Origin of the sequence: Frateuria sp., assembly GCF_013362045.1 — a bacterium.
In the GTDB taxonomy this organism is placed as follows: Bacteria; Pseudomonadota; Gammaproteobacteria; order Xanthomonadales; family Rhodanobacteraceae; genus Frateuria_A.
The window spans coordinates 1-22,496 of sequence record NZ_JABFWW010000187.1 but is presented as its reverse complement, the minus strand read 5'-3'; the positions used below and the strand labels follow the sequence as shown (position 1 = coordinate 22,496).

Here is a 22,496-nt window from a genome sequence, read left to right as displayed (position 1 = left end):
AGGCTCGCGCCCGAGCACGTCCCACAGCAGGCCCCATACGATCCCGCTGATGCCCACCAGCAGCAGCGCGGCGAGCAGCAGCCGGTAGTGCAGAGGATGCAGGCGGATGCCCGAACCGGCATGGGATGGCCGCTGATGGTGAGCTCTCACAACACGATCGTCTCGGCGCGCATGCGCGCCAGCAGGGGGCGGGCGGCTTCCACCCCACGTACCCAGACCACCTTGGTCAGGGCGTCGGCGCGCAGGCAGGTGGGCGCCAGCACGCTGACGCTGCGGTAGCGGCGCGGGCTGCTGCCGCACCGTGGATCGCGCACGGACCAGTGGCCTTCGTGCTCGCTGTAGTAGGGTGCGCTGGTGGCGAAGGCGCCGTTGCTCAACGTGCCGAGCGGCCGCAGTTCCTGCGGCCGGTCCGGATCACGCACCGCGATGGGCTCCTCCGCAGGCCCGAACACGCGCAGGTCGCCGCCGGCATTCACCACCGCGCGCGTGCCGCTGCGACGCAGGCGGTCGAGCGCGCGATCGACCGCGAAACCCTTGGCGATGCCGCTCAGGTCCAGGCGCAGCCGGCGCGTGTAGCGCACCATGCGCCGCGGCAACAGCTCGAGCGCGTCCATGCGCGCATCCGTGTCGTCGCGCACCGTGCAGTCGAATGCGCCGTCGCTGTGCGCGTATAGCCAGCGCGCGGCGGCAAGCACGCGCCAGGTCCACGGATGCACCTGTACCGGCTCGTGCCAGGCTTCGCGGTTGAGCTGCGACAGCTCGCTGGCCGGGTCCTGGAAGCTCATCAGCGCATGCGTCTGCGCGACCGCCTCGAACGCCCGCGCCACCGCGGCCAGATCCGCGGCGGCGCGGATCTCGACCAGGGTGCCGAGCAGCTGGCGGGCGCGTCGGATCACAGCTTCGCCAGCACCAGGTCGTACAGCGCCAGCACGCGCTTGACGCCCTGCGTCACGTGCTTGCACGAGAGCGTGGCGCCGCTGACGTTGCGGATGTCCTCGCCGAGCTTGACCGGATCGTGCGAGGTCTTGCCGACGAACTGCCTGCGCCAGCTCGCGTCGCGTACTTCGTAGCCGTAGGTCTCGCGGTAGCTGAGGATCTCCACGCCCTTGACCGCGCCGTGGGCGTCGAGCGCCACCGCGAAGGTAATCGTTTCGTGCTTGCCGACCACGTGGTCGACCACGAAGAAACCGCCCTGCGGCGACCGCCAGACCTGCCCCGGATCGAAGCGCTCGTGCACCCCGGAACGCTCGAGCAGGGCGTCGGCCAGCGCGTCGTCCACCGTGACGGGCACCTGGACCAGCGTCTGCCCGGGAAAGAACTCCGCCTGCGCCTGCGCCACCGTCAGGTAGTCGGCGGCGTAGGCGGGCGTGGCGACGAGTGCGGCCAGCGGCAGCGGGGCAAGGGCGCGCCATTTCATGCGAGCCACCTCCTTTAGAACGGGATACCGAGTTTCAGCATGAATTCGTTGCGTGCATGTTCGTCGCCATAGATGCGGTCGCCGACCACCGCCTCGCGCTGTTCCTCGTTGAACGCCTTGACCACCGGCAACTGGTGGCGCCAGGCCGCAGTGAGCCACCAGCGCTGCGCGGCGTAATGCAGGTTAGGACCGAGGAACCATGCCGAGTGCTCGCGCGAGTCGTAGCGGTAGCCCTCGAATTCCTGGTGGTTGCGGGTCTCCAGGCCGACGCTCCAGTTGTCGGTGAAGCGCCAGGAGAAGCCGGCGCTGAAGTCCAGCATGGAGGCGCGCTCCACCTCGCCGTAGTACTTCTCGTGCTCGCTCTCGCCCAGCAGGTTGGCGGCCAGCACGAAACGATCGTCGAGCAGGTTCTTCTGCAGGATGATGCGCCATTCCAGGGCACGCTCGTGCGGACCCCATTCCGGTTCCACGTAGAGCGCCAGGCCGATCGGGTCGACCAGCGGATTGAGCACCTGGTAGATCGCCTCCACCGACACCGAGTCGAAGCGCGTCTTGCGGTGGCGCGCCAGAGGGTTCTCCTGCGGGCTCAGGTCGGTGCCGGGGCCGCCGGTGAGGCCGTCGACGCCGTTGCGATAGGCGTTGACGTAGCTCCAGTTGAAATAGGCGGACAGCTGGAAACGGTCGGTGACGCCGTATTCGAACTCCTCGGCGTTCTTCCAGTAGCTGTAGTCGCCACGCGACTGGCCCTGCTGGAGCCAGGACTTGTGTTCGAACTCCGAGCGACCCTGGGGGTGCAGGTCGGCGGTGTAGATCCATCCGAACGGCGATTCGCCGGCGCAGGCGGAGCCAAGCGGAAGCAGGGCCAGCACGGCGAGTGCGGCCTTCGTGGTCAAACGCATGACGGTTCCTTGGTTCTTGGAGAGGTTGAAAGCCGCTGCAATCTAACGAGAAGCATTCTCATTTTCAAGTGATGTGGGAAAGCCGGCAACGCCGGAGGCCCGAAGATTCGCCCGGCTGGCCTGGGCAGGCGGCGTGTTAAAATCGTCGCTTCCCCCCAGTCCCGAGACCCTCATGCCCCAGCTCGCCCAGCGTGTCGGCCGCGCCAAGCCAAGCGCGATCATGGTCATCGCCGAGAAGGCCAGGCAATTGAAGGCACAGGGCAGGGACATCATCAGCTTCTCCATCGGCGTACCGAATTTCCTCCCCGGCGAGCACGTCTACGCCGCCGCTCGCGAATCCCTCGGCCACGACTCGGGCCAGTACGGCAGCAACCGTGGCGCCGAAGCGTTGCTGGATGCCTTCCTCAGGCACATCGAGGCGCTGGGCTTCTCCGGCTACGGGCGCATGAACCTGTCCATCGGCATCGGCGCCAAGCAGGTGCTTTACAACCTGGCCGAGGCGCTGCTCGACGAGGGCGACGAGATCTGCTTCGCCGCGCCGTACTGGACGACCTACCGCGACATCGCCGACATCGTGGGCGCGAAGGTCAACGTGCTGCCCTGTCCGTCGACGCAGAACTACAAGCTGGCGCCGGCGCAGTTGGAAGAGGCCCTGAGGCGCAAGCCGAAGGTGTTCCTGTTCAACAACCCGTCCAACCCGACCGGCATGGTCTACACGGCCGAGGAGATCGCCGCGCTGGCGGAAGTGCTGGTGCGCTATCCGGACACCTGGATCATCACCGACGACATCTACAACTCGATGGTGTTCGACGGGATCGGCTACCACAACTTCGTATTCGCCCGTCCGGAGCTGCGCGAGCGGCTGGTTTTCGTCGACTCGGTGTCCAAGACCTACGGCATGCCGGGCTGGCGCGTCGGGTTGCTGGCGGGCCCCGAAGCGGTGGCCAAGGCGGTCACCACCCTCAACTCCAACCACATCACCAGCATCCCGGAAGTGGTCACCGCCGCGGCAGTGGCCGCCTTCGGTGGTCCGCAGGACGTGCCACGAGCCAGGTGCGCGGAATTCTCGGCCAAGCGCGATACCGTGGTCGCCGCATTGCGTGCCATCCCTGGCGTGGTCTGCCCGCGTCCGCAGGGCGCGTTCTACGCCTTCCCGGATATCTCCGTCGCCTTCGGCAAGCGCCACAACGGCGTGGTGATCGAGAGCGACGTCGACGTCTGCGCCGCGCTGCTGGAAGCCAAGGGCGTGGCCTGCGTGCCGGGCTCGGCCTTCGGCGAACCTCATTCGCTGCGTATCTCCTACACCTGCCCGACCGCCCAGCTGGAGCCGGGCCTGAAGCGCATCCAGGAGTTCTTCGCGGAACTGGCCTGAGCACCATCCGATTACCTGCCTTGGCGGGCCCGCGTCCGCCACATGAGCCTTGAGGAGTGAAGTGATGAAAGCCCCCGTTCGAGTTGCCGTCACCGGCGCCGCTGGCCAGATCGGCTACGCGCTGCTGTTCCGCATCGCCGCCGGCGACATGCTGGGCAAGGACCAGCCGGTCATCCTGCATCTGCTGGAGATCACACCGGCGTTGCCCGCTCTGCAGGGCGTGGTGATGGAGCTCAACGATTGCGCGTTCCCGACGCTGGCCGGCGTGGTCGCCACCGACGATCTCAACGTGGCCTTCAAGGACGTCGACTACGCGCTGCTGGTCGGCGCCCGTCCGCGCGGCCCGGGCATGGAGCGCAAGGACCTGCTGGAAGCCAACGGCGCCATCTTCGGCCCGCAGGGCAAGGCGCTGAACGACCACGCCAAGCGCGACGTGAAGGTGCTGGTGGTCGGCAACCCGGCCAACACCAATGCGCTGATCGCGCAGCAGAACGCGCCGGACCTGGATCCGAAGTGCTTCACCGCGATGGTGCGCCTGGACCACAACCGCGCCCTCTCGCAGCTCGCCGAGAAAACCGGCAAGCACACCACCGCGATCAAGAAGGCCACCATCTGGGGCAACCACAGTTCCACCCAGTACCCGGACCTGCATCACGCCACCGTGGACGGCAAGAGCGCGCTGTCGCTGGTCGACCAGGCCTGGTACGAGAACGACTTCATCCCGACCGTGCAGCAGCGCGGCGCGGCCATCATCAAGGCCCGCGGCGCCTCTTCGGCAGCCTCCGCCGCCTCGGCCGCGATCGACCACATGCGTTCGTGGGCGCTGGGTACGGCCGAGGGCGACTGGGTTTCGATGGGCATCCCGTCGGATGGCTCCTACGGCATCGCCCCGGGCGTGATCTACGGCTACCCGGTGACCTGCAAGGACGGCAAGTACGCCATCGTGCAGGGCCTGGACATCAACGGGTTCTCGCGCGCCCGCATGGACGCCACCGACAAGGAGCTGCGCGAGGAGCGCGGCGGCGTGGAGCACCTGTTCGCCAAGAAGTAAGGCTGTCGATGATGGTTGAAAAAGGGCGGCCGCGGCCGCCCTTTTTCTTGCCCGCGAATCAATGCGGTAGTCGCGGCTCTTTGGCCTCTCGCTGGGAAGCCGCCTGCATGGCCTCCCTCAGTTACGCCAGCAAAGCCTCATCCACCCAAATCTCGTTCACCAGATCCGGCTCCTGCACATGTGTGCGATGCGCCAGCGAGTCGCACGGCCCCGCAAGGCGGGGACTCGCGCGTCCCGCTGCGCTAAAATGCGCGTTTTGACGCGGAGCAGTCCATGACGACGATGGCGTCCCCCGGTGCGCGTTTCCGTGCTGCACTGACCTATGAGCAACCGCTGCAGGTCGTCGGCGCGATCAACGCCAACCACGCGCTGCTGGCCAGGCGCGCCGGCTATCGAGCGATCTATCTCTCCGGCGGCGGCGTGGCGGCCGGCTCGCTGGGCCTGCCCGACCTCGGGATCAACACGCTCGACGACGTGCTCACCGACGTGCGTCGCATCACCGACGTGTGCGACCTGCCGCTGATGGTGGACATCGATACCGGCTTCGGCCCCAGCGCGTTCAACATCGCCCGCACGGTCAAGAGCCTGATCAAGTTCGGTGCCGCCGCTTGCCACATCGAGGACCAGGTCGGGGCCAAGCGCTGCGGCCACCGCCCGGGCAAGGAAATCGTCAGCACCGGCGAGATGGCCGACCGCGTCAAGGCAGCCGCCGATGCCAAGACCGATCCGGATTTCTTCCTGATCGCGCGCACCGACGCCATCGCCGTGGACGGCGTGGATGCGGCCATCGAGCGCGCCATCGCCTGCGTCGAGGCCGGCGCCGACGGCATCTTCGCCGAGGCGGCCTACGACCTGCCGACCTATCGTCGCTTCGTCGACGCGGTGAAGGTGCCGGTGCTGGCCAACATCACCGAGTTCGGCAAGACGCCGCTGTTCAGCGTCGAGGAACTGCGTGGCGCCGGCGTTGGCATCGTGCTCTATCCGCTGTCCGCCTTCCGTGCCATGAACAAGGCGGCCGAGAGCGTCTACCAGGCAATTCGCCGCGATGGCCACCAGCGCAACGTGATCGACCAGATGCAGACGCGCGAGGAACTGTACGAGCGCATCGGCTACCACGACTACGAGCAGAAACTCGACGCGTTGTTCGCGAAGAAAGCCTGATGGCGTCCGGCCGCGCCGCGGCTCCAAAACTTGCACCCAGGAGACACCGATGACCGAGCAAGCCCTCCCCAAGGCCAAGAAATCCGTCGCGCTGTCCGGCGTTCCGGCCGGCAATACCGCGCTGTGCACGGTCGGCCGCAGCGGCAACGACCTGCACTACCGCGGCTACGACATCCACGACCTGGCCGCCAAGGGCTGCTTCGAGGAAGTGGCCTACCTGCTCGTGTACGGCACGCTGCCCAACTGGACCGAACTGCAGAACTACAAGGCCAGGCTGAAGCGCCTGCGCGGTCTGCCGGCGCCGGTCAAGGGCGCGCTGGAATTGCTGCCGGCGGCGACCCACCCGATGGACGTGCTGCGCACCGGCTGCTCGGTGCTGGGCACCGTGCTGCCGGAGAAGGAGGACCACAACCTCACCGGCGCGCGCGACATCGCCGACCGCCTGATGGCGAGCTTCGGCTCGATGCTGCTGTACTGGTACCACTTCAGCCACAACGGCAAGCGCGTGGAGACGCAGACCGACGACGACTCGATCGCCGCGCACTTCCTGCACGTGCTGCACGGCAGGGCGCCCAGCGAACTGCACGCGCAGGCGCTGGACAAGTCGCTGGTGCTGTACGCCGAGCATGAGTTCAATGCCTCGACCTTCACCGCCCGCGTGATCGCCGGCACCGGCTCGGACATGTACTCGGCCATCACCGGCGCGATCGGCGCGCTGCGCGGTCCCAAGCACGGCGGCGCCAACGAGGTGGCGATGGAGATTATCGCCCGCTACCGCAGCGCGGCCGATGCGGAGGCGGACATCCGTGCGCGCGTGGAACGCAAGGAGATCATCATCGGCTTCGGCCATCCGGTGTATACGGTGTCCGATCCGCGCAACGAGATCATCAAGGAAATCTCGCGCAAGCTGTGCACCGAGGGCGGCAATCCGACGCTGTTCGAGGTGTCCGAGCGCATCGAGAAGCTGATGTGGGAACTCAAGAAGATGTTCCCCAACCTCGACTGGTTTTCGGCCAGCGCCTACCACATGATGGGCGTGCCGACCGCCATGTTCACGCCGCTGTTCGTGATCGCACGCACTTCCGGCTGGAGCGCGCACGTGATCGAGCAGCGCCAGGACGGCAAGATCATCCGTCCGAGCGCGAACTACACCGGCCCGGAAGACCAGAGCTACGTGCCGATCGAGAAGCGCTGAGCGGCAGGGCAGGGCGACGGGGAAGAGGGCCGCGAGGCGCCTTCTTCGTGCACCAACCCCCTTTGACCGTGACCTGGTCCGCGGCCTGGCCGCGGACCTCCCGCCGAATGTGCCGTCGCAGATCGAGTTGCGCTTCCAGGATCGCGGCCGGGGAGAGTAGGACCGTCCGCTCATCCGGACATGCGGTCCTTGCGCCGACGCTGCGCCAGCCAGCCGCCACCGCAGATGCCCACGATCAGCAACGCGTCCAGTCCGAAGCCAAACATGGGTCGACCTTCGAACCACCCGCGCAGCAGATGATCGTGCGCGATCATGCGGCCGGCGGTCCACGCGACCGCGCCTGCGCCGAGATAGACGACGACCGGGAAACGCTCGATCAACTTGAGGATCAACGTCGAGCCCCACACCACCAGCGGAACGCTGATCAGCAGGCCCAGCAACACCAGCCCAAGGTGCCCCTTGGAGGCGCCGGCGATGGCCAATACGTTGTCCAGGCCCATCAGGGCATCGGCCACCACGATCGTGCGTAGAGCTGCCCAGAAGCTGTTGGCTGGATCGACCGGGTGGGCGGAGTCGCCCTCGGGCTTGAGCAGCTTCCAGGCGATCGGCAGCAGCAACAGGCCGCCGGCCAGCATCAAGCCCGGGAGCTTCAGCAGATAGACCACGATTGCGGTCAATGCCACCCGCACGGCGACCGCGCCGAAGGTGCCCCAGAACACGGCCTTGCGTTGCAGCGAGCGCGGCAGGTTGCGCGCGGCCAGCGCGATCACGATCGCGTTGTCGCCGGCAAGGACGAGGTCGAGCAGGACGATGGCCGCGAGGCCCGAAAGAAAATCGGTACCGCTGAGATCCATGGAGAGTTCCGTCGCGCGTGACTCATGGCGATGACGGCGGACACGCGCAAGGGTCCGCCGCCACCGCAAAAGTCTCGTTCGCGAAGGTTCGCCGGGGTGACCGGGGCGGAAGGGCCGCCCGTGATGACGATCACCACACGAAGCCGCACATGCTGCGGCTCCGGAACTACTCCCCTTTGGGTGTGCGCCGATTGTCGGAGGCGGTGCGGCGGCGGTCAAGCGGGTCGTGTCCTGCTGCGGTCCTTCGCCAGGGCAGGGGAAGGGAGCAGCCGCGCGGATGGCCGGATACAATCGCGGTTTTTCCTGCCGCGAGAAGCCCCATGAGTGCGCACGACATCCGCTCCGCCGTTCGTCCCGATCCCGACCAGCCGATGGTCGACATCGCCAATTACGTGGCCGACTACCGGATCGAGTCGAAGGAGGCCTACGACACCGCGCGCTACATGTTGCTGGACTCGCTGGGCACGGCGATGCTGGCGATGAAATTCCCCGAATGCGTCAAGCACCTGGGTCCGATGGTGCCGGGCGCCACCCTCCCGGGCGGCAGCCGCGTGCCGGGCACCAGCCACGAGCTCGATCCGGTGCAGGGTGCCTTCGCGATCGGCACGCAGATCCGCTGGCTGGACTTCAACGACACCTGGCTGGCCGCCGAGTGGGGCCACCCATCCGATAACCTCGGCGCGATCCTGTCGGTGGCCGATTACCTCAGCCGCAAGGCGGAGCGCGAGGGCGGCCAGCCGTTCACCGTGCGCGACGTGCTCGGCTACGCCATCAAGGCGCACGAGATCCAGGGTTGCTACGCGCTGAAGAACAGCTTCAACCGCGTCGGCCAGGACCACGTGATCCTGGTGCGCCTGGCCTCCACCGCGGTCGCCACCGCCATGCTCGGCGGCAGCAAGGGGCAGATCACCACCGCCGTGTCGCACAGCTGGATCGACAACGGCGCACTGCGTACCTACCGCCACGCCCCCAACACCGGGCCGCGCAAGAGCTGGGCCGCGGGCGACGCCTGCCGCCGCGCGGTGACTCATGCGATCAACGCGGTCTACCGCGGCGTGGTCGGCTATCCGTCGGCGCTGAGCGCCAAGACCTGGGGTTACTACGACGTGGCCTTCAAGGGCAACGCGTTCGAGTTCGAGCGGCCGTTCGGCAGCTACGTGATGGAGAACGTGCTGTTCAAGATCAGCTTCCCGGCCGAGTTCCACGCGCAGACGGCGGTGGAATGCGCCATGCAACTGCACGCGCAGGTGGCCGGCAAGCTCGACCAGGTCGAGAGGATCGTGATCGAGACGCAGGAAGCAGGCGTGCGCATCATCGACAAGACAGGCCCACTGGCCAACTACGCCGACCGCGACCACTGCATCCAGTACATGGTCGCCGTGCCGCTGATCTTCGGCCGCCTCACCGCCGAGGACTACAACGACGACGTCGCCGCCGATCCGCGCATCGACGCGCTGCGCGCAAAGATGGAAGTACGCGAAAATCCGCAGTTCACCAAGGATTATTTCGATCCGGACAAGCGCTACATCGGCAACTCGGTGCAGGTGTTCTTCAAGGACGGCTCGTCCACGGAAAAGGTGTCGATCGATTATCCGATCGGTCACCGCAAGCGCCGTGCCGAAGGCATCCCGGTGCTGCTGAAGAAATTCGAGGCGGCCTTGCGGGGACACCTGCCTGCACACCGGGTCAAGGCCATTCTGGAAGCGGCGGCCGATCCAGCCACGCTGGATGCCATGCCCGTCCAGCGCTTCCTCGGCTTGTTTACGCTTTAAACACGATCGGCGAAACCGGTACCTGCAATACAGCCAGGCCGGTGTTTGTCAAAGCGCACAGAAAACCCGGCTCTCATGCCGGGTTTTCTGCGTTTTCACATTGTTTAGACGCCGCTCAGGCGGCAATGGGCGCCAGGGCTTTGCTGAACAAGGCCTCACCAGGGAACCCACGCACGCGCGAACGACTTAACGGTTTTGCTACAATCCCGCCGCTTGCCCGTAGGGACGAAAGCGAGGGGGCGGCTCAAGCTTCCGGAAGTCAAAGTGAGTTTGACGCGCGGTCCGTGCGAGGTGAAACGGCTGCGAACATCAATAAATGAAGGAGACACCTGATGAAACGTAAGGGCTTGTATTTCCTTATTGCCTTGGCCCTGGGCGGCGTAGGTGCCGTTCACGCGCAGGACAACACCGCCGCCCCTGCCAGTGACACCGCCGCTGCCAACAGCACGGGCGAGTATGACGGTCGCTGGTACATCGCTCCGACGATCGGCGGTTACTACAACGATACCGACCGCAATACCAACAGCCGCCAGTTCTACTACGGCCTCGGCGTCGGCCGTTTCATCGCTCCGAATGCCTCGATCGATCTGTTCGTCGACCGCACGAAGCGCCATCGCGATACCGCGGTGGGCGGCGGCAACTGGTCCAACAACAACGTCGGCGTCGCGGCCCGCTTCTATGCGGGCGAATGGAACGCCTGGCGTCCGTACCTGCTGGCCGGCGTGATGGGCAGCCATCACCAGAACAGTGGTGACCATGGCTGGGCGCCGGCGGCCGAACTGGGCGCAGGCGTGTCCAAGACCGTCACCGACAGCTCCGACGTCCGCATCGAAGCCGGCTACCGCTACGACTGGGACGACAAGAGCCAGCCCGCGAAGAGCGGTTACGGCGACTGGTTCCTGGGCTTCAGCATCGTTTCCCGCTTCGGCGAGCCGGCTGCTGCCCCGCAGGCTGCCACGCCGCCGCCGGCCCCGGTCAACGACTGCTCCACCAAGGACAGCGACAACGACGGCGTCAACGATTGCGAAGACAAGTGCCCGGCCACTCCGGCCGGTACCATCGTCGGTCCGGATGGTTGCCCGCAGAAGGTCGTGATCGACCTGCGCGGCGTGAACTTCAAGTTCGACTATCCGAAGAAGGGCCACGTGGCTGCCAGCGAGATCAGCAAGGCGCTTGCCGAGCCGACCTCCGATTCGATCGGCATCCTCGACCAGGCCGTCGACACCCTGCAGCGTTACCCGCAGGTGCACGTGACCGTCGCCGGCTACACCGACTCGGTGGGCAAGGACGCCTACAACCAGGCGCTGTCCGAGCGTCGCGCGAAGATCGTGTACGACTACCTGACCTCGCACGGCATCGACGCCAGCCGCCTGGAAGGCCCGCTTGGCCACGGCAAGAACGATCCGATCGACAGCAACGACACGGATGCCGGCCGCGCGCGCAACCGCCGCACGGAGCTGCAGGTCCAGCAGTAAACGGATCGTGCAAGTGATAGGGAAAAGCCCGGCTTCGGCCGGGCTTTTCTTTTGGTGAACGGCGGGCCCCGCGCGAAGCCATTCTTGCGGGCGCTCCATCAGCGCCGATACGCTTGCCCGGATGTCCCGAGCCCCACGTCCCCTCACGCCAGCCGCTGCAACCCGCCACGGACTGGCGCGCGTGCTGTCCAAGCAGGGCGCCTGTTCCCGCAGCGAGGCCGAGCGATGGATCCGTGCCGGCAGGGTGGCGCTGGAGGGGCAGGTGGTGCGCGATCCGCAACACCCGGTTCGCATGGGCCAGGACGGCATCACGGTCGATGGCCGGCCGCTGGCCGCGGCACAACGCATCTACGTGATGTTCAACAAACCACGAGGCCTGGTGGTCAGCGCCACGGACGAGCGCGGCCGCGCCACCGTCTACGACGCACTGGCCGCCGCCGGGCTGCCATGGCTCGGCCCGGTCGGGCGGCTGGACAAGGCCAGCGAAGGCCTGCTGTTGCTGAGCAACGACACGCTGTGGGCCGCCGGCATCACCGATCCGGCCACGCACTGCGACAAGGCCTATCACGTACAGGTCGACTGCATCCCGGATGCGGCCCTGCTGGCACGGTTGCGGGAGGGCGTAGTCGACCAGGGCGAGCGGCTGGCCGCGCAGCGGGTCGCGTTGCTGCGTGCCGGCGAAAAGAACGCCTGGCTCGAAATCGTGCTGGACGAAGGCCGCAACCGGCACATCCGCCGGCTGCTCGCTGCTCATGGCATCGGCGTGCTGCGGCTGGTGCGCGTGGCCATCGGCCAGCTGGCGCTGGGTGAATTGCCCAAGGGGCAATGGCGGCATCTGGAAGAGGCCGAAGTCGCCGCACTCAGGCGCCGCTGAGCGCCGCGACCTTGCGTTCCCGCGGAAGGCGACCAGGCTGCGCTCGGCAACGATGCCTCCGCCGTGCGCCCTGCGGATACCGAAACGCAGCGCCATCGCCCTGAAACGATCAGCTTCCAGCCAGGGATCCGTGACGGCAGGCGCCGGCCTCGTTGCCCGATGCCTGCCGGCCAGCTGTGGGTACCCTGTCTTGACGTTCTCCCCGAATGAGGGGGAGGCGCGGCAAACTCAGCCGACCACGCCCAGTTGCCTGCCGATCTTGGTGAACGCCGCGATCGCCCGGTCCAGGTGCTCGCGCGTGTGCGCGGCGCTCATCTGCGTGCGGATACGCGCCTGGCCTTGGGGCACCACGGGGTAGAAGAAGCCGGTGACGTAGATGCCCTCCTCCAGCAGCGCGGTGGCCATCGCCTGCGCCTTGGGCGCGTCGTAGATCATCACCGGCACGATCGGGTGCACGCCCGGCTTGATGTCGAAGCCGGCATCGGTCATCGCCTTGCGGAAATAGGCCGTGTTCTCCTGCACGCGCGTGCGCAGCTCGCCGGCCGAGACCAGCATGTCGAACACCTTGATCGCCGCGGCCACCACGTGCGGCGGCAGCGAGTTGGAGAACAGGTACGGACGCGAGCGCTGGCGCAGCAACTCGATCACTTCCGCAGGTCCCGTGGTAAAGCCGCCCAGCGCGCCGCCGAGCGCCTTGCCCAGCGTGCCGGTGAAGATGTCGACCTTGTCCATCACGCCATGCACTTCGGCCGAGCCACGGCCGGTGGCACCCAGGAAGCCGGTGGCGTGGCATTCGTCGATGTGCACCATCGCGTTGTATTTCTTCGCCAGCGCGGTGATCTGGTCCAGCGGCGCGATGAAGCCATCCATCGAGAACGAGCCGTCGGAGGTGATCAGCTTGGTGCGCGCGCCGGCGGCGTCGGCCGCCTGCAGCTGCTTCTCCAGGTCCGCCATGTCGCAGTTGGCGTAGCGGAAGCGCTTGGCCTTGCACAGGCGGATGCCGTCGATGATCGAGGCGTGGTTGAGCGCGTCGGAGATGATCGCGTCCTCCTCGCCCAAGAGCGGCTCGTACAGGCCGCCGTTGGCGTCGAAGCAGGCGGCGTAGAGGATGGTGTCCTGCGTGCCGAAGAACTCGGCGATCTTCGCTTCCAGCTGCTTGTGCAGGTCCTGCGTGCCGCAGATGAATCGCACCGACGCCATGCCGAAGCCATGCGTGTCCAGCGCTTCCTTGGCGGCGGCGATCACGTCGGGATGGTCGGCCAGGCCCAGGTAGTTGTTGGCGCAGAAGTTGAGCACCTTGCGGCCGTTGGCCAGCGTGATCTCGGCCGACTGCGGCGAGACGATGATGCGCTCGCCCTTGAACAGGCCTTGTTCGCGGATGGAGTCCAGTTCGGCGGCGTAGCGGTCTTTGGCGGTATAGGTCATGGCGTCAGGTCCAGGAGCAGACGACTTTGCCGCACTGGCCCGCATCCATCAGGTCGAAGCCCTTCTGGAAATCGTCGATGGCGATCTGGTGGGTCAGCACTTTCTGCAGCGGGAAGCCGGTCAACACCATCTGGGTCATCTTGTACCAGGTCTCGTACATGCGCCGGCCGTAGATCCCTTGCAGGGTGAGGCCCTTGAAGATCACCTTGTCCCAGTCGATGCCGGCGCCGCGCGGCATGATGCCGAGCATGGCGACCTTGCCGCCGTGGTACATCACCTCGAGCATGTCGTTGAAGGCGCGCGGGTTGCCGCTCATCTCCAGGCCGACGTCGAAACCTTCCATGTGCAGGTCCTTGACCACGTCCTTGAGCGACTGGTTGGCCACGTTGACCACGCGCGTGGCGCCCATGTCGGCGGCGAGCTTGAGGCGGTAGTCGTTGACGTCGGTGACCACCACGTTGCGCGCGCCCACGTGCTTGCAGATGCCCGCGGCGATCACGCCGATCGGGCCGGCGCCGGTGATCAGCACGTCCTCGCCGATCAGGTCGAACTCCAGCGCGCAATGCGCGGCATTGCCGTAGGGATCGAAGAAAGCGGCCAGTTCGCTCGGGATCTGATCGGGAATCGGCCACAGGTTGGAAGAGGGTACGGCCACGTATTCGGCGAAGGCACCGTTGCGGTTGACGCCGATGCCGACGGTGTTCGGGCACAGATGCTGGCGGCCGGCGCGGCAGTTGCGGCAATGCCCGCAGACGATGTGGCCCTCGGCCGAGACGCGGTCGCCGACCTTGTAGCCGGTCACTGCGCTGCCCAGTTCCGCGATGCGGCCGACGAACTCGTGGCCGATGGTCAGGCCCGGAACGATGGTGCGCTGGGACCACTCGTCCCACTTGTAGATGTGCAAGTCGGTGCCGCAGATGGCGGTCTTCTCGACCTTGATCAGCACCTCGTTGGGGCCGATCTGCGGAACCGGCACCTCTTCCATCCAGATGCCCTGCTCGGGCTTGCGCTTGACCAGGGCCTTCATTGTCTGCGGCATGGGTATCCATCGGCCAAGGGCCGGATGCAGTGGGGAAACGACAATTATATGCCCTCGCTGCTCATCCGCTCTTGGTGCGATGCCGCACGCCACGGGTCGTGTGGCGGCCAAGGCTGCAGTCGCTGCATGGCGGCGGTTGATGCGGGCTCCGGCGAGCCCGGCGTTCGGGCACAGGCAGTGGCCGCGCAACATAAAAAGCCGCGCCCCGAAAGGCGCGGCTCTTTGTTTCCTTCGGGGTCAGGCCAGTGCGCGGTAGACGATCGAGAAGACCAGGCTGACGACGATGCATACCGCCAGCCAGAAACCGAAATTGTTCTTGTCCCAGATAGGCTTGCCGCCCGCCGGATCTTCCTGCGCGGCAGGCGAGGGGGCGGTAGGCGCCGCCGGGCGGTTCCGGGGCGCGGGCGCGGCGGTTCCTGGCCGCAGGCTGACGACAGCCCCCTGCCCACCTTCCTGGTCGTGTTCTGCGTCGATGCGCTGCGCCATCGCGTGAATTCTATGTGGTCGCTGTATGCCGATGGTGCGCCCGCGCGGATGCGCAGGCAAGCCGCCGCAGGGGTCGAGGACAACGTATCTCCTAGGAACGTGACCGGGTTCACCCCGGAAAACCAGCGTCCCGCCGCAGCCGCGCGCTGGAGCGCGCGCGGGTGCCGCCTACAATGGGCCGATGCCTGCCGATGCGCGCCCGCTTGCCGTGTTCCTGATGGGCCCGACCGCGTCGGGCAAGACGGCGCTGGCCTGCGCGCTGCGCGAGCGCTTTGCGCTGGAACTGGTGAGCGTGGATTCGGCGCTGGTCTACCGCGGGCTGGACATCGGCGCGGCCAAGCCGGATGCCAAAACGCTGGCGTGCCATCCGCATGCGCTGCTCGACCTGCGCGATCCATCCGAACCCTACTCGGCGGCCGACTTCCGCGCCGACGCGCTCGAGGCCATGGCGCGCATCCATGCGCAGGGTCGTGTGCCGTTGCTGGTCGGCGGCACCGGTCTTTATTTCCGCGCCTTGCAACGTGGCCTTTCAGCGCTGCCGGATGCCGCGCCGGCGATCCGCGCCCGGCTGGCGGCCGAGGCGGCGTCGTGCGGCTGGCCGGCCTTGCATGTCCGGCTGGCCGGGCTGGATCCTGCGGCTGCCGCCCGCATCGGCCCCAACGACGCCCAGCGCCTGCAGCGCGCGCTGGAAGTGATCGAGCTGACCGGCCGGCCATTGTCCGAGCAGCAGACTGGCGGTGGCGGCGAACGCTTCCCATGGCGGGTGCTCAAGCTCGCGCTGCTTCCAGCCGAGCGGGGCACGCTGCACGCACGCATCGCGCAGCGTTTCGACGCCATGCTGGCCGCCGGCTTCCTGGACGAGGTGCGCTCCCTGCGCGACCGCGGCGACCTGCACCCGGACTTGCCGGCGCTGCGTGCGGTCGGCTACCGGCAGGCCTGGGAGCATCTGGAGGGCGCGACGGATGCGCCCACCTTCCGCGATCGGGGCATCTTCGCCACACGCCAGTTGGCCAAACGGCAGATCACCTGGCTGCGGGCGGAATTGGATGCGCGCCTGCTCGATCCGGAACGAACCGGCCTGCTCGGTCGCGCGTGCGATGCGCTGGAACTTTTCCTGTAGAGCTCGCCAGCTGCGACCCATGTCCTGTTCCAGCTTCCGCCCGCCATTTAAAAGCGGTTAATATCCCGTCGACTTGGGCCGGTCGCCGCTTGCGCGTCTTTTCTCCGGCCCGCGATGGTTCGCGAGGGGGTACAACAACATGTCCAAAGGGCAGTCATTGCAGGATCCGTTTCTCAACGCGCTTCGCCGCGAGCGCGTTCCGGTCGCCATCTACCTGGTGAACGGCATCAAGCTGCAGGGCACGATCGAGTCTTTCGACCAGTTCGTGGTGCTGCTGCGCAACCAGGTGAGCCAGATGGTCTACAAACACGCCATCTCCACCGTGGTGCCCAGCCGCAACGTGCGCATGGGCAACGGCCACGACGCCCATGCCGATGCGCACGCCGAGCAGGCCGAGGGCGAAGACTAGAGGCACATGCATGCCTGGTCGCCGACGGGTTGCCTGGCCCGTCGGCGGCCACGCATCCCATGCATGTCCTGATGCCATCCGCACGCGGTGATCGGCATACAATGCCGCCTTCGATCCCTTGCCGCGGGCGCCCAGTCCGCGGCGCGAAACGTTTCCGCCAGGCCATCCCCACCTAGTGTTCGATAGACAGAAGAAGGGCGAACGCGCCGTATTGGTCCTGCCGCATACCCGCGGCGAGGGCGACACGGCCCGCCGTGCGCAGGAGTTCGCCGAGCTGGTGCGCTCCGCCGGCGCCGAAGTGCTCGCCAGCGTGAGCGCGCGGGTGGAGGATCCCAACCCCCGCTACTACATCGGCACGGGCAAGGCCGAGGAGATCGCCGAGGCGGTGCGCGCCACCGAGGCGGACGTGGTGCTGGTCGACCACCTGCTCACCCCGGTGCAGGAGCGCAACCTGGAGAAGTTGTTGGCGGTGCGCGTGGTCGATCGCGCCGGGTTGATCCTGGACATCTTCGCCCAGCGCGCCCGCTCGCACGAAGGCAAGCTGGAAGTGGAGCTGGCGCAGCTCAAGCACCTGGCCACCCGCCTCGTGCGCGGCTGGACCCACCTGGAGCGCCAGCGCGGTGGCGCCATCGGCCTGCGTGGACCCGGCGAGACGCAGTTGGAAACCGACCGCCGCCTGCTCGGCGAGCGCGTCAAGATGCTCGCCAAGCGGCTGGAAAAGGTGCAGACCCAGCGCACCCAGCAGCGCCGCGCGCGCCTGCGCAACACGGTGCCGCGCGTGGCGCTGGTCGGCTACACCAATGCCGGCAAGTCCACGCTGTTCAATGCGCTGACCGAAGGCGAGGTGTTCGCCGCGAATCTGTTGTTCGCCACCCTCGACCCGACCGTGCGCAAGATCGAGGACCTGTCCTGCGGCCCAGCCGTGCTGGCCGATACCGTGGGCTTCATTCGCGAGCTGCCGCACGACCTGGTTGCCGCCTTCCGCGCCACCTTGGCCGAGGCGCGCGATGCGGACCTGCTGCTGCACGTCAGCGATGCCGCCGACGAGGAGCGCGAACGCCTGCATCGCGTGGTCGACGGCGTGCTGGAGGAGATCGGTGCCGGCGAGGTGCCGCAGCTGCACGTGATGAACAAGATCGACCTGGCCGGCGCGGCGCCTAGGATCGTGCGCGACGGCGATGGCCGCCCGGTGCAGGTCTGGCTCTCCGCTGCCACCGGCGAAGGGCTGGAGCTGTTGCGCCAGGCGCTGGGCGAGCTCCTAGGCGGCGAGCGCGTACGCACCGAACTGCAGCTGCCGCTGTCCGCCGGGCGCCTGCACGCGCGCCTGCGCGCAGCCGGCGCGATCGCCGAGGAGTCGGTGGACGAGCACGGCTGGCACCTGCACATCGACGCGCCGCGCAGCGTGATCGCACCGCTGGGCGGCGGCAACGCGCACGACGCGGCGCTGCTGCGTGGCGTGCTCGGAGTACCGGACGCCATGTAGGCGGGGTGCTCGCCTTTTGTCCCGGCCCTCTCTTGAAAGTGGGCGCGGCACGGCTTGAAGGTCTTCCTTCAAGAGGGGGCGGGGGCTGGCGTCGCGCCAACCCCGGCAAATTCCTCCATGCAGCACGCCACAGCCAGGGCATGAATCGCCATCCGCCGCAACCGGGCCATGCCCGGCCCACCTCTGCTAGACTACGCGGCGTTTGTGCGGCGTTCGCCCGCCCGCACCGAGATCGCTCCGCGGCGCGCCGCGGTCCGCCCATTCCGACCTCGACGCTGCGTTCCATGGCCCTGATTCCGCAACGCGTTTCCCGGCTTGCCCCGCCGGCCTGCCCCTTGCTCCAAGGAGACTAGACGATGGCCTGGAACGAGCCTGGCGGCGGCCAGCGCGATCCCTGGAACACCAAGCGCCCCAGCGGCAACAAGCCTGGCCTGGAGGATGCGCTCAAGCGCCTGCGCGCGCGCCTGGGCAAGCACGGCGGCCCGGGCGGCATCGTTACGATCGTGCTGGCGTTGGTGCTGGCGTGGCTGCTGTTGAGCAGCTACACGATCGTCGACGCCCGCCAGGCCGGCGTCGTGCTGCGCTTCGGCCAGTATGCGCGCACGCTGCCGCCTGGCTTCCACTTCAAGCTGCCGCAGCCGCTCGAGACGGTGACCAAGGTGGAGACGACGCGCGTGCGCTCGCTGCAGGACAGCGTTCGCATGCTCACGCGCGACGAGAACATCATCACCATCGACTTCACCGTGCAGTACCAGGTTTCGGACGCACGCGCCTACCTGTTCACGGTCGACGACGTGGAAGAAACCATTGCCGCCGCCTCCGAGGCGGCCGTGCGCTCGGTGATCGGCCGCAGCGACATGGACACCATTCTTTCCGGCGAGGGCGCCGCGCTGGTGGACGAGGCGGGCCAGGCCCTGCAGAGGACCCTCGACGGCTACCACTGCGGGCTGCAGGTGACCGCGGTGAGCTTCCAGAACGTCGCGCCGCCGGCCGAGGTCAAGGACGCCTTCGACGACGTCAACAAGGCGCGCGAGGACAAGCAGAGCATCGAGAACGGTGCGCTGGCCTATGCCAACAAGGTCGTGCCGGTGGCCCGCGGCGACGCCGCGCGCATCGCCGCCGAGGCGGCGGGCTACAAGGCCGCGCGCATCGCCCATGCGCAGGGCGACGCGCAGCAGTTCCAGCTGTTGCTGGCGCAGTACAAGGCGGCGCCGGAAGTCACCCGCAAGCGCTTGTGGCTGGAGACGATGGAGCAGGTGATGGCCGGCAACCAGAAGGTGATCGACGGCTCGAACGGCCGCACCATCATCAACCTGCCGTCGGCTCCGGCGGCAAGCCCGGCGACCGCCGCCACCACCGCCACCGCCGCATCCGATGAGGGCGCCGACAAGGGGAACCAGCCATGAAATACGTCTGGTTGGTGATTGCCGTGCTGGTGCTGCTGCTTGGCTTCAACAGCGCCTTCGTGGTGCGCGAAGGGCAGAGCGCACTGCTGTTGCAGTTCGGCCGCATCGTGCAGACCGACTATGCCCCCGGCCTGCACGTCAAGGCGCCGCTGATCCAGCAGGTGGTGCGCTTCGACAGCCGCATCCAGGGGCTGGACGCTCCGCCGGAGCGCTACTTCACCTCCGAGAAGAAGAGCGTCAACGTCGATTTCTACGTGAAGTGGCGCATTGCCAATAACGCTGCCTACTACCGCGCCACCAGCGGCGATGCCAACCAGGCGGCGCAGCGTCTGGCACCTGTGGTCAAGGACGCGCTGCGCTTCGAATTCAACTCCCGCACGCTGCAGGACCTGATCGCCGGCGGCCGCAAGGACATCACCGAGCGCGTGCTCAGGCAGACCGATGCCGCCGCGCGCAAGAACCTGGGCATTGCCGTGGTCGACGTGCGCATCAAGCGCATCGACCTGCCCGAGGAAGTCAGCGAATCGGTCTACAAGCGCATGCGCGCCGAGCGCCTGCAGCTGGCCAACGAACTGCGCTACACCGGCCAGGAGCAGGCGGAGAAGATCCGCGCCGACGCCGATCGCCAGGGCCAGGTGCTGCGCGCCGATGCCGACCGCGACGCGGCCACCGTGCGCGGCCAGGGCGACGCCGAAGCAGCGGCCATCTACGCGCAGGCCTACGGCCAGGATCCGGAATTCTTCGCGTTCTATCGAAGCCTGCTGGCGTACAAGAAGGGCTTCACCGGCGGCAAGGACACGCTGGTGCTAAAGCCTGATTCGGAGCTGCTGCGCTATTTCAACGACAGCGCCAGCAAGCGCTGATTCCATGCCGCACGAGCTCGCCATCGCGCTGTGCCTGGTGCTGGTGCTCGAAGGCCTGGTGCTGTTCGCCGCGCCGCGCCACTGGCAGTGGATGGTGCGACAGGCGCTGGGGCTCAAGCCGCGCACGCTGCGCGTGTGCGGCGCGGTCGCGGTGATCGCCGGGCTGGCCGCGCTGCAGCTGGTGCGCTGAAACCTTTTTTCCAAACCCACGGCTCCCGCGCGGAGCACCCAACGAGCGAGAACTTTCATGGGCAAGTCAGTCGTCATCCTTGGAGCCCAGTGGGGCGACGAAGGCAAGGGCAAGATCGTCGACCTGCTGACCGAGCGGGTCGGCGCGGTGGCGCGTTTCCAGGGCGGCCACAACGCCGGCCACACGCTGGTCATCAAGGGCAAGAAGACGGTGCTGCACCTGATCCCTTCGGGCATCCTGCGCGAAGACGCGCTGTGCCTGATCGGCAACGGCGTGGTGCTCTCGCCCGAGGCGCTGATCAACGAGATCGCCGAGCTGGAAGGCAACGGCGTGGACGTGCGCTCGCGCGTGAAGATCAGCCCGGCCACGCCGCTGATCATGCCCTACCACATCGCGGTGGATAAGGCGCGCGAGGCGGCCGCCGGCAAGAGCGCGATCGGCACCACCGGCCGCGGCATCGGTCCGGCCTACGAGGACAAGGTCGCCCGCCGCTCGATCCGCGTGGCCGACCTGATGTACCCGCACGAGCTGCCCGCGCAGATCAAGGCCGCGGTCGAGTACCACAACTTCATCCTCACCCAGTGGCTCAAAAGCGAGCCGGTCGACTACCAGAAGGTGCTCGACGACGCGCTTGCCTGGGGCGAGTACATCCGTCCGCTGGTCGACGACGTGGCCACCATCCTGCACGACGTGCGCCGCGAGGGCGGCAACATCCTGTACGAAGGCGCGCAGGGCGCGCTGCTGGACATCGACCACGGCACCTATCCCTACGTCACCTCGTCCAACACCACCGTCGGCGGCGCGCTGGCCGGCACGGGCGTGGGCGCAGGCGACATCGACTACGTGCTGGGGATCTGCAAGGCCTACGCCACGCGCGTGGGCGGCGGCCCGTTCCCCACCGAGCTCAACGACGAGATGGGCGAGCGCCTGCGCAAGGTCGGCAACGAGTTCGGCGCCAGCACCGGGCGCCCGCGCCGCTGCGGCTGGATCGACCTGGTGGCGCTCAAGCGCGCGGTGCAGATCAACGGCATCAACGGCCTGGCCATCACCAAGCTCGACGTGCTCGACGGCCTGCCGTCGATCAAGGTCTGCGTGGCCTACGAATACCGTGGCAAGCGCCGCGAGCTGGCGCCGCTGGATGCCGACGGCTGGGCCGAGTGCAAGCCGGTGTACCTGGAGTTCCCCGGCTGGGAGGAGTCCACCGCCGGCATCCGCGACTGGAACAAGCTGCCCGCCGCCGCCCGCGCCTACCTGCGCGCGGTGGAGGAACTCTCCGGCTGCAAGCTCGCCATCGTCGCCACCGGTGCCGACCGCGAGGACACCATCGTGTTGGACGATCCGTTCGCCTGAGGCCGGCCGTACATCGAAACGAAGGAGCCCCCGCTTGCGGGGGCTCCTTTTTTCCGTGGATTCCTCAATGCTGCGCGTTGGCGTCGAATCCTGCGTCACCATCGGCATGGGCCGTCGTGGAGACGCCATGGCGCGAAGAACCGTGGACACCGGCCCGGGCGTTGCCACGGCCGCTGGCGCCCGACGATGCGTTCGCGCCGGAGTTCGAGTGGGCTGCCGCGTCGCCATCGGCTGCGCCCGAGCCCGACAGGTCGATCGACTTCCCATCGTTGCCCTGCGACGCACCGGACGCCCGCGACAGCAAGCCCTGCTTGCCGGCCGTTTCGCCGCCCGACGGCTCGTCCGTCCCGCGTGGGTTCGCGGACGCCTGTCGCGATGCATCGCCGGAGGCATCCGCGCCCAGCGCACCGGCTACGCCGGCCGACCGCGTGTCGCTGCCGGTGGGGGTCTGCCGGGCTGCATTCATCGCGCCGGCGGCCGTGCCTTCGGCTGCTCCGTTGGCGCCGGCAGACGTGTTGCCGGCGGCGTCGTGCGCGCGGCCGATGGCGTCCTCGGCGCCGTGTCTGGACGTCGAGACGGCCGAACGTGCCTGGCCGGCCGCCCGGCCCGCGGCATCGGCCACGGCACCACGCGCGCCGGAGGCATCGGCGGCTGC

General features: G+C 67.6%; 21 protein-coding genes and 1 pseudogene. 14 read left to right on the top strand and 8 right to left on the bottom strand.

The genetic code is table 11. From position 1 onward, the window contains the following. Nucleotides 1-146: 146 nt before the first annotated feature. Genes HOQ08_RS08690 through HOQ08_RS08680 form a run of 3 tightly spaced genes read right to left on the bottom strand, consistent with a single transcriptional unit; the run spans nt 147 to nt 2,316 of the window. The gene (locus HOQ08_RS08690) at nt 147-896 is read right to left on the bottom strand and encodes an FAD:protein FMN transferase (RefSeq protein WP_291193346.1); all 750 of its coding nucleotides are present in this window, start codon (nt 894-896) and stop codon (nt 147-149) included. Beyond that, entirely contained in the window at nt 893-1,417 is a 525-nt protein-coding gene (locus HOQ08_RS08685) for an FMN-binding protein (protein WP_291193344.1), read from the bottom strand. Before HOQ08_RS08685 ends, HOQ08_RS08690 begins: the two co-directional genes overlap by 4 nt. Before the next feature lie 14 nt (nt 1,418-1,431). Next, a complete protein-coding gene (locus tag HOQ08_RS08680; protein WP_291193342.1) occupies nt 1,432-2,316 on the bottom strand; it encodes a DUF6662 family protein in 885 nt (294 codons plus the stop codon). A 172-nt stretch (nt 2,317-2,488) separates the two neighbouring features. Here HOQ08_RS08680 and HOQ08_RS08675 point away from each other — a divergent pair, with 172 nt between their 5' ends. The 4 genes from HOQ08_RS08675 (at nt 2,489) to prpC (ending at nt 7,095) form a co-directional block, all read left to right on the top strand. Next, nucleotides 2,489-3,688, top strand: coding sequence for an aminotransferase class I/II-fold pyridoxal phosphate-dependent enzyme (locus HOQ08_RS08675; RefSeq protein ID WP_291193340.1), 1,200 nt, complete (start codon nt 2,489-2,491; stop codon nt 3,686-3,688). 64 nt (nt 3,689-3,752) lie between these two features. Next, entirely contained in the window at nt 3,753-4,739 is a 987-nt protein-coding gene (locus HOQ08_RS08670) for a malate dehydrogenase (protein WP_291193338.1), read from the top strand. 273 nt (nt 4,740-5,012) lie between these two features. Continuing rightward, entirely contained in the window at nt 5,013-5,900 is an 888-nt protein-coding gene (gene prpB, locus HOQ08_RS08665; protein WP_291193336.1) for a methylisocitrate lyase, read from the top strand. Nucleotides 5,901-5,949: 49 nt separating this feature from the next. Next, entirely contained in the window at nt 5,950-7,095 is a 1,146-nt protein-coding gene (prpC, locus tag HOQ08_RS08660) for a 2-methylcitrate synthase (RefSeq protein ID WP_291193334.1), read from the top strand. 170 nt (nt 7,096-7,265) lie between these two features. Here prpC and HOQ08_RS08655 read toward each other — a convergent pair whose 3' ends face one another. Then, nucleotides 7,266-7,949, bottom strand: coding sequence for a TerC family protein (locus HOQ08_RS08655; RefSeq protein ID WP_291193332.1), 684 nt, complete (start codon nt 7,947-7,949; stop codon nt 7,266-7,268). A gap of 320 nt (nt 7,950-8,269) precedes the next feature. On the opposite strand from HOQ08_RS08655, the gene HOQ08_RS08650 reads away from it, so the two are divergent. The 3 genes from HOQ08_RS08650 to HOQ08_RS08640 all read left to right on the top strand — a co-directional run bounded on the left by HOQ08_RS08650 (nt 8,270) and on the right by HOQ08_RS08640 (nt 12,070). After that, entirely contained in the window at nt 8,270-9,721 is a 1,452-nt protein-coding gene (locus HOQ08_RS08650; protein ID WP_291193330.1) for a bifunctional 2-methylcitrate dehydratase/aconitate hydratase, read from the top strand. A gap of 332 nt (nt 9,722-10,053) precedes the next feature. Continuing rightward, entirely contained in the window at nt 10,054-11,196 is a 1,143-nt protein-coding gene (locus HOQ08_RS08645; protein WP_291193328.1) for an OmpA family protein, read from the top strand. Nucleotides 11,197-11,317: 121 nt separating this feature from the next. Beyond that, the gene (locus tag HOQ08_RS08640) at nt 11,318-12,070 is read left to right on the top strand and encodes a pseudouridine synthase (RefSeq protein ID WP_291193326.1); all 753 of its coding nucleotides are present in this window, start codon (nt 11,318-11,320) and stop codon (nt 12,068-12,070) included. 228 nt (nt 12,071-12,298) lie between these two features. Here HOQ08_RS08640 and kbl read toward each other — a convergent pair whose 3' ends face one another. From kbl to HOQ08_RS08625, 3 genes are all read right to left on the bottom strand, one after another. Next, entirely contained in the window at nt 12,299-13,495 is a 1,197-nt protein-coding gene (gene kbl, locus HOQ08_RS08635; RefSeq protein ID WP_291193324.1) for a glycine C-acetyltransferase, read from the bottom strand. A 4-nt stretch (nt 13,496-13,499) separates the two neighbouring features. Continuing rightward, nucleotides 13,500-14,534, bottom strand: coding sequence for an L-threonine 3-dehydrogenase (gene tdh / locus HOQ08_RS08630; RefSeq protein ID WP_291193322.1), 1,035 nt, complete (start codon nt 14,532-14,534; stop codon nt 13,500-13,502). Nucleotides 14,535-14,771: 237 nt separating this feature from the next. After that, complete coding sequence (locus HOQ08_RS08625) at nt 14,772-15,020, bottom strand: hypothetical protein (protein ID WP_291193320.1); 249 nt, start codon at nt 15,018-15,020, stop codon at nt 14,772-14,774. 181 nt (nt 15,021-15,201) lie between these two features. Between HOQ08_RS08625 and miaA the strand changes: the two genes are divergently transcribed. The 7 genes from miaA (at nt 15,202) to HOQ08_RS08590 (ending at nt 21,841) form a co-directional block, all read left to right on the top strand. After that, nucleotides 15,202-16,140: a tRNA (adenosine(37)-N6)-dimethylallyltransferase MiaA gene (miaA, locus tag HOQ08_RS08620; RefSeq protein ID WP_291193318.1), complete on the top strand. Its 939-nt coding sequence runs from the start codon at nt 15,202-15,204 to the stop codon at nt 16,138-16,140. A gap of 139 nt (nt 16,141-16,279) precedes the next feature. Beyond that, nucleotides 16,280-16,549, top strand: coding sequence for an RNA chaperone Hfq (gene hfq / locus HOQ08_RS08615; RefSeq protein ID WP_291193316.1), 270 nt, complete (start codon nt 16,280-16,282; stop codon nt 16,547-16,549). Nucleotides 16,550-16,724: 175 nt separating this feature from the next. Further along, entirely contained in the window at nt 16,725-18,032 is a 1,308-nt protein-coding gene (gene hflX, locus HOQ08_RS08610; protein WP_291193314.1) for a ribosome rescue GTPase HflX, read from the top strand. A gap of 356 nt (nt 18,033-18,388) precedes the next feature. Further along, nucleotides 18,389-19,438, top strand: coding sequence for an FtsH protease activity modulator HflK (gene hflK, locus HOQ08_RS08605; RefSeq protein WP_291193312.1), 1,050 nt, complete (start codon nt 18,389-18,391; stop codon nt 19,436-19,438). Beyond that, a complete protein-coding gene (hflC, locus tag HOQ08_RS08600) occupies nt 19,435-20,301 on the top strand; it encodes a protease modulator HflC (protein WP_291193310.1) in 867 nt (288 codons plus the stop codon). Before hflK ends, hflC begins: the two co-directional genes overlap by 4 nt. 4 nt (nt 20,302-20,305) lie before the next feature. Beyond that, nucleotides 20,306-20,491, top strand: a complete 186-nt coding sequence (locus HOQ08_RS08595) for a DUF2065 family protein (RefSeq protein WP_291193308.1) — start codon at nt 20,306-20,308, stop codon at nt 20,489-20,491. Nucleotides 20,492-20,548: 57 nt separating this feature from the next. Beyond that, a complete protein-coding gene (locus HOQ08_RS08590; RefSeq protein ID WP_291193306.1) occupies nt 20,549-21,841 on the top strand; it encodes an adenylosuccinate synthase in 1,293 nt (430 codons plus the stop codon). Nucleotides 21,842-21,905: 64 nt separating this feature from the next. Here the strand turns inward: HOQ08_RS08590 and HOQ08_RS08585 are convergent. Further along, a pseudogene (locus HOQ08_RS08585) lies at nt 21,906-22,496 on the bottom strand (hypothetical protein); the annotation flags it as partial.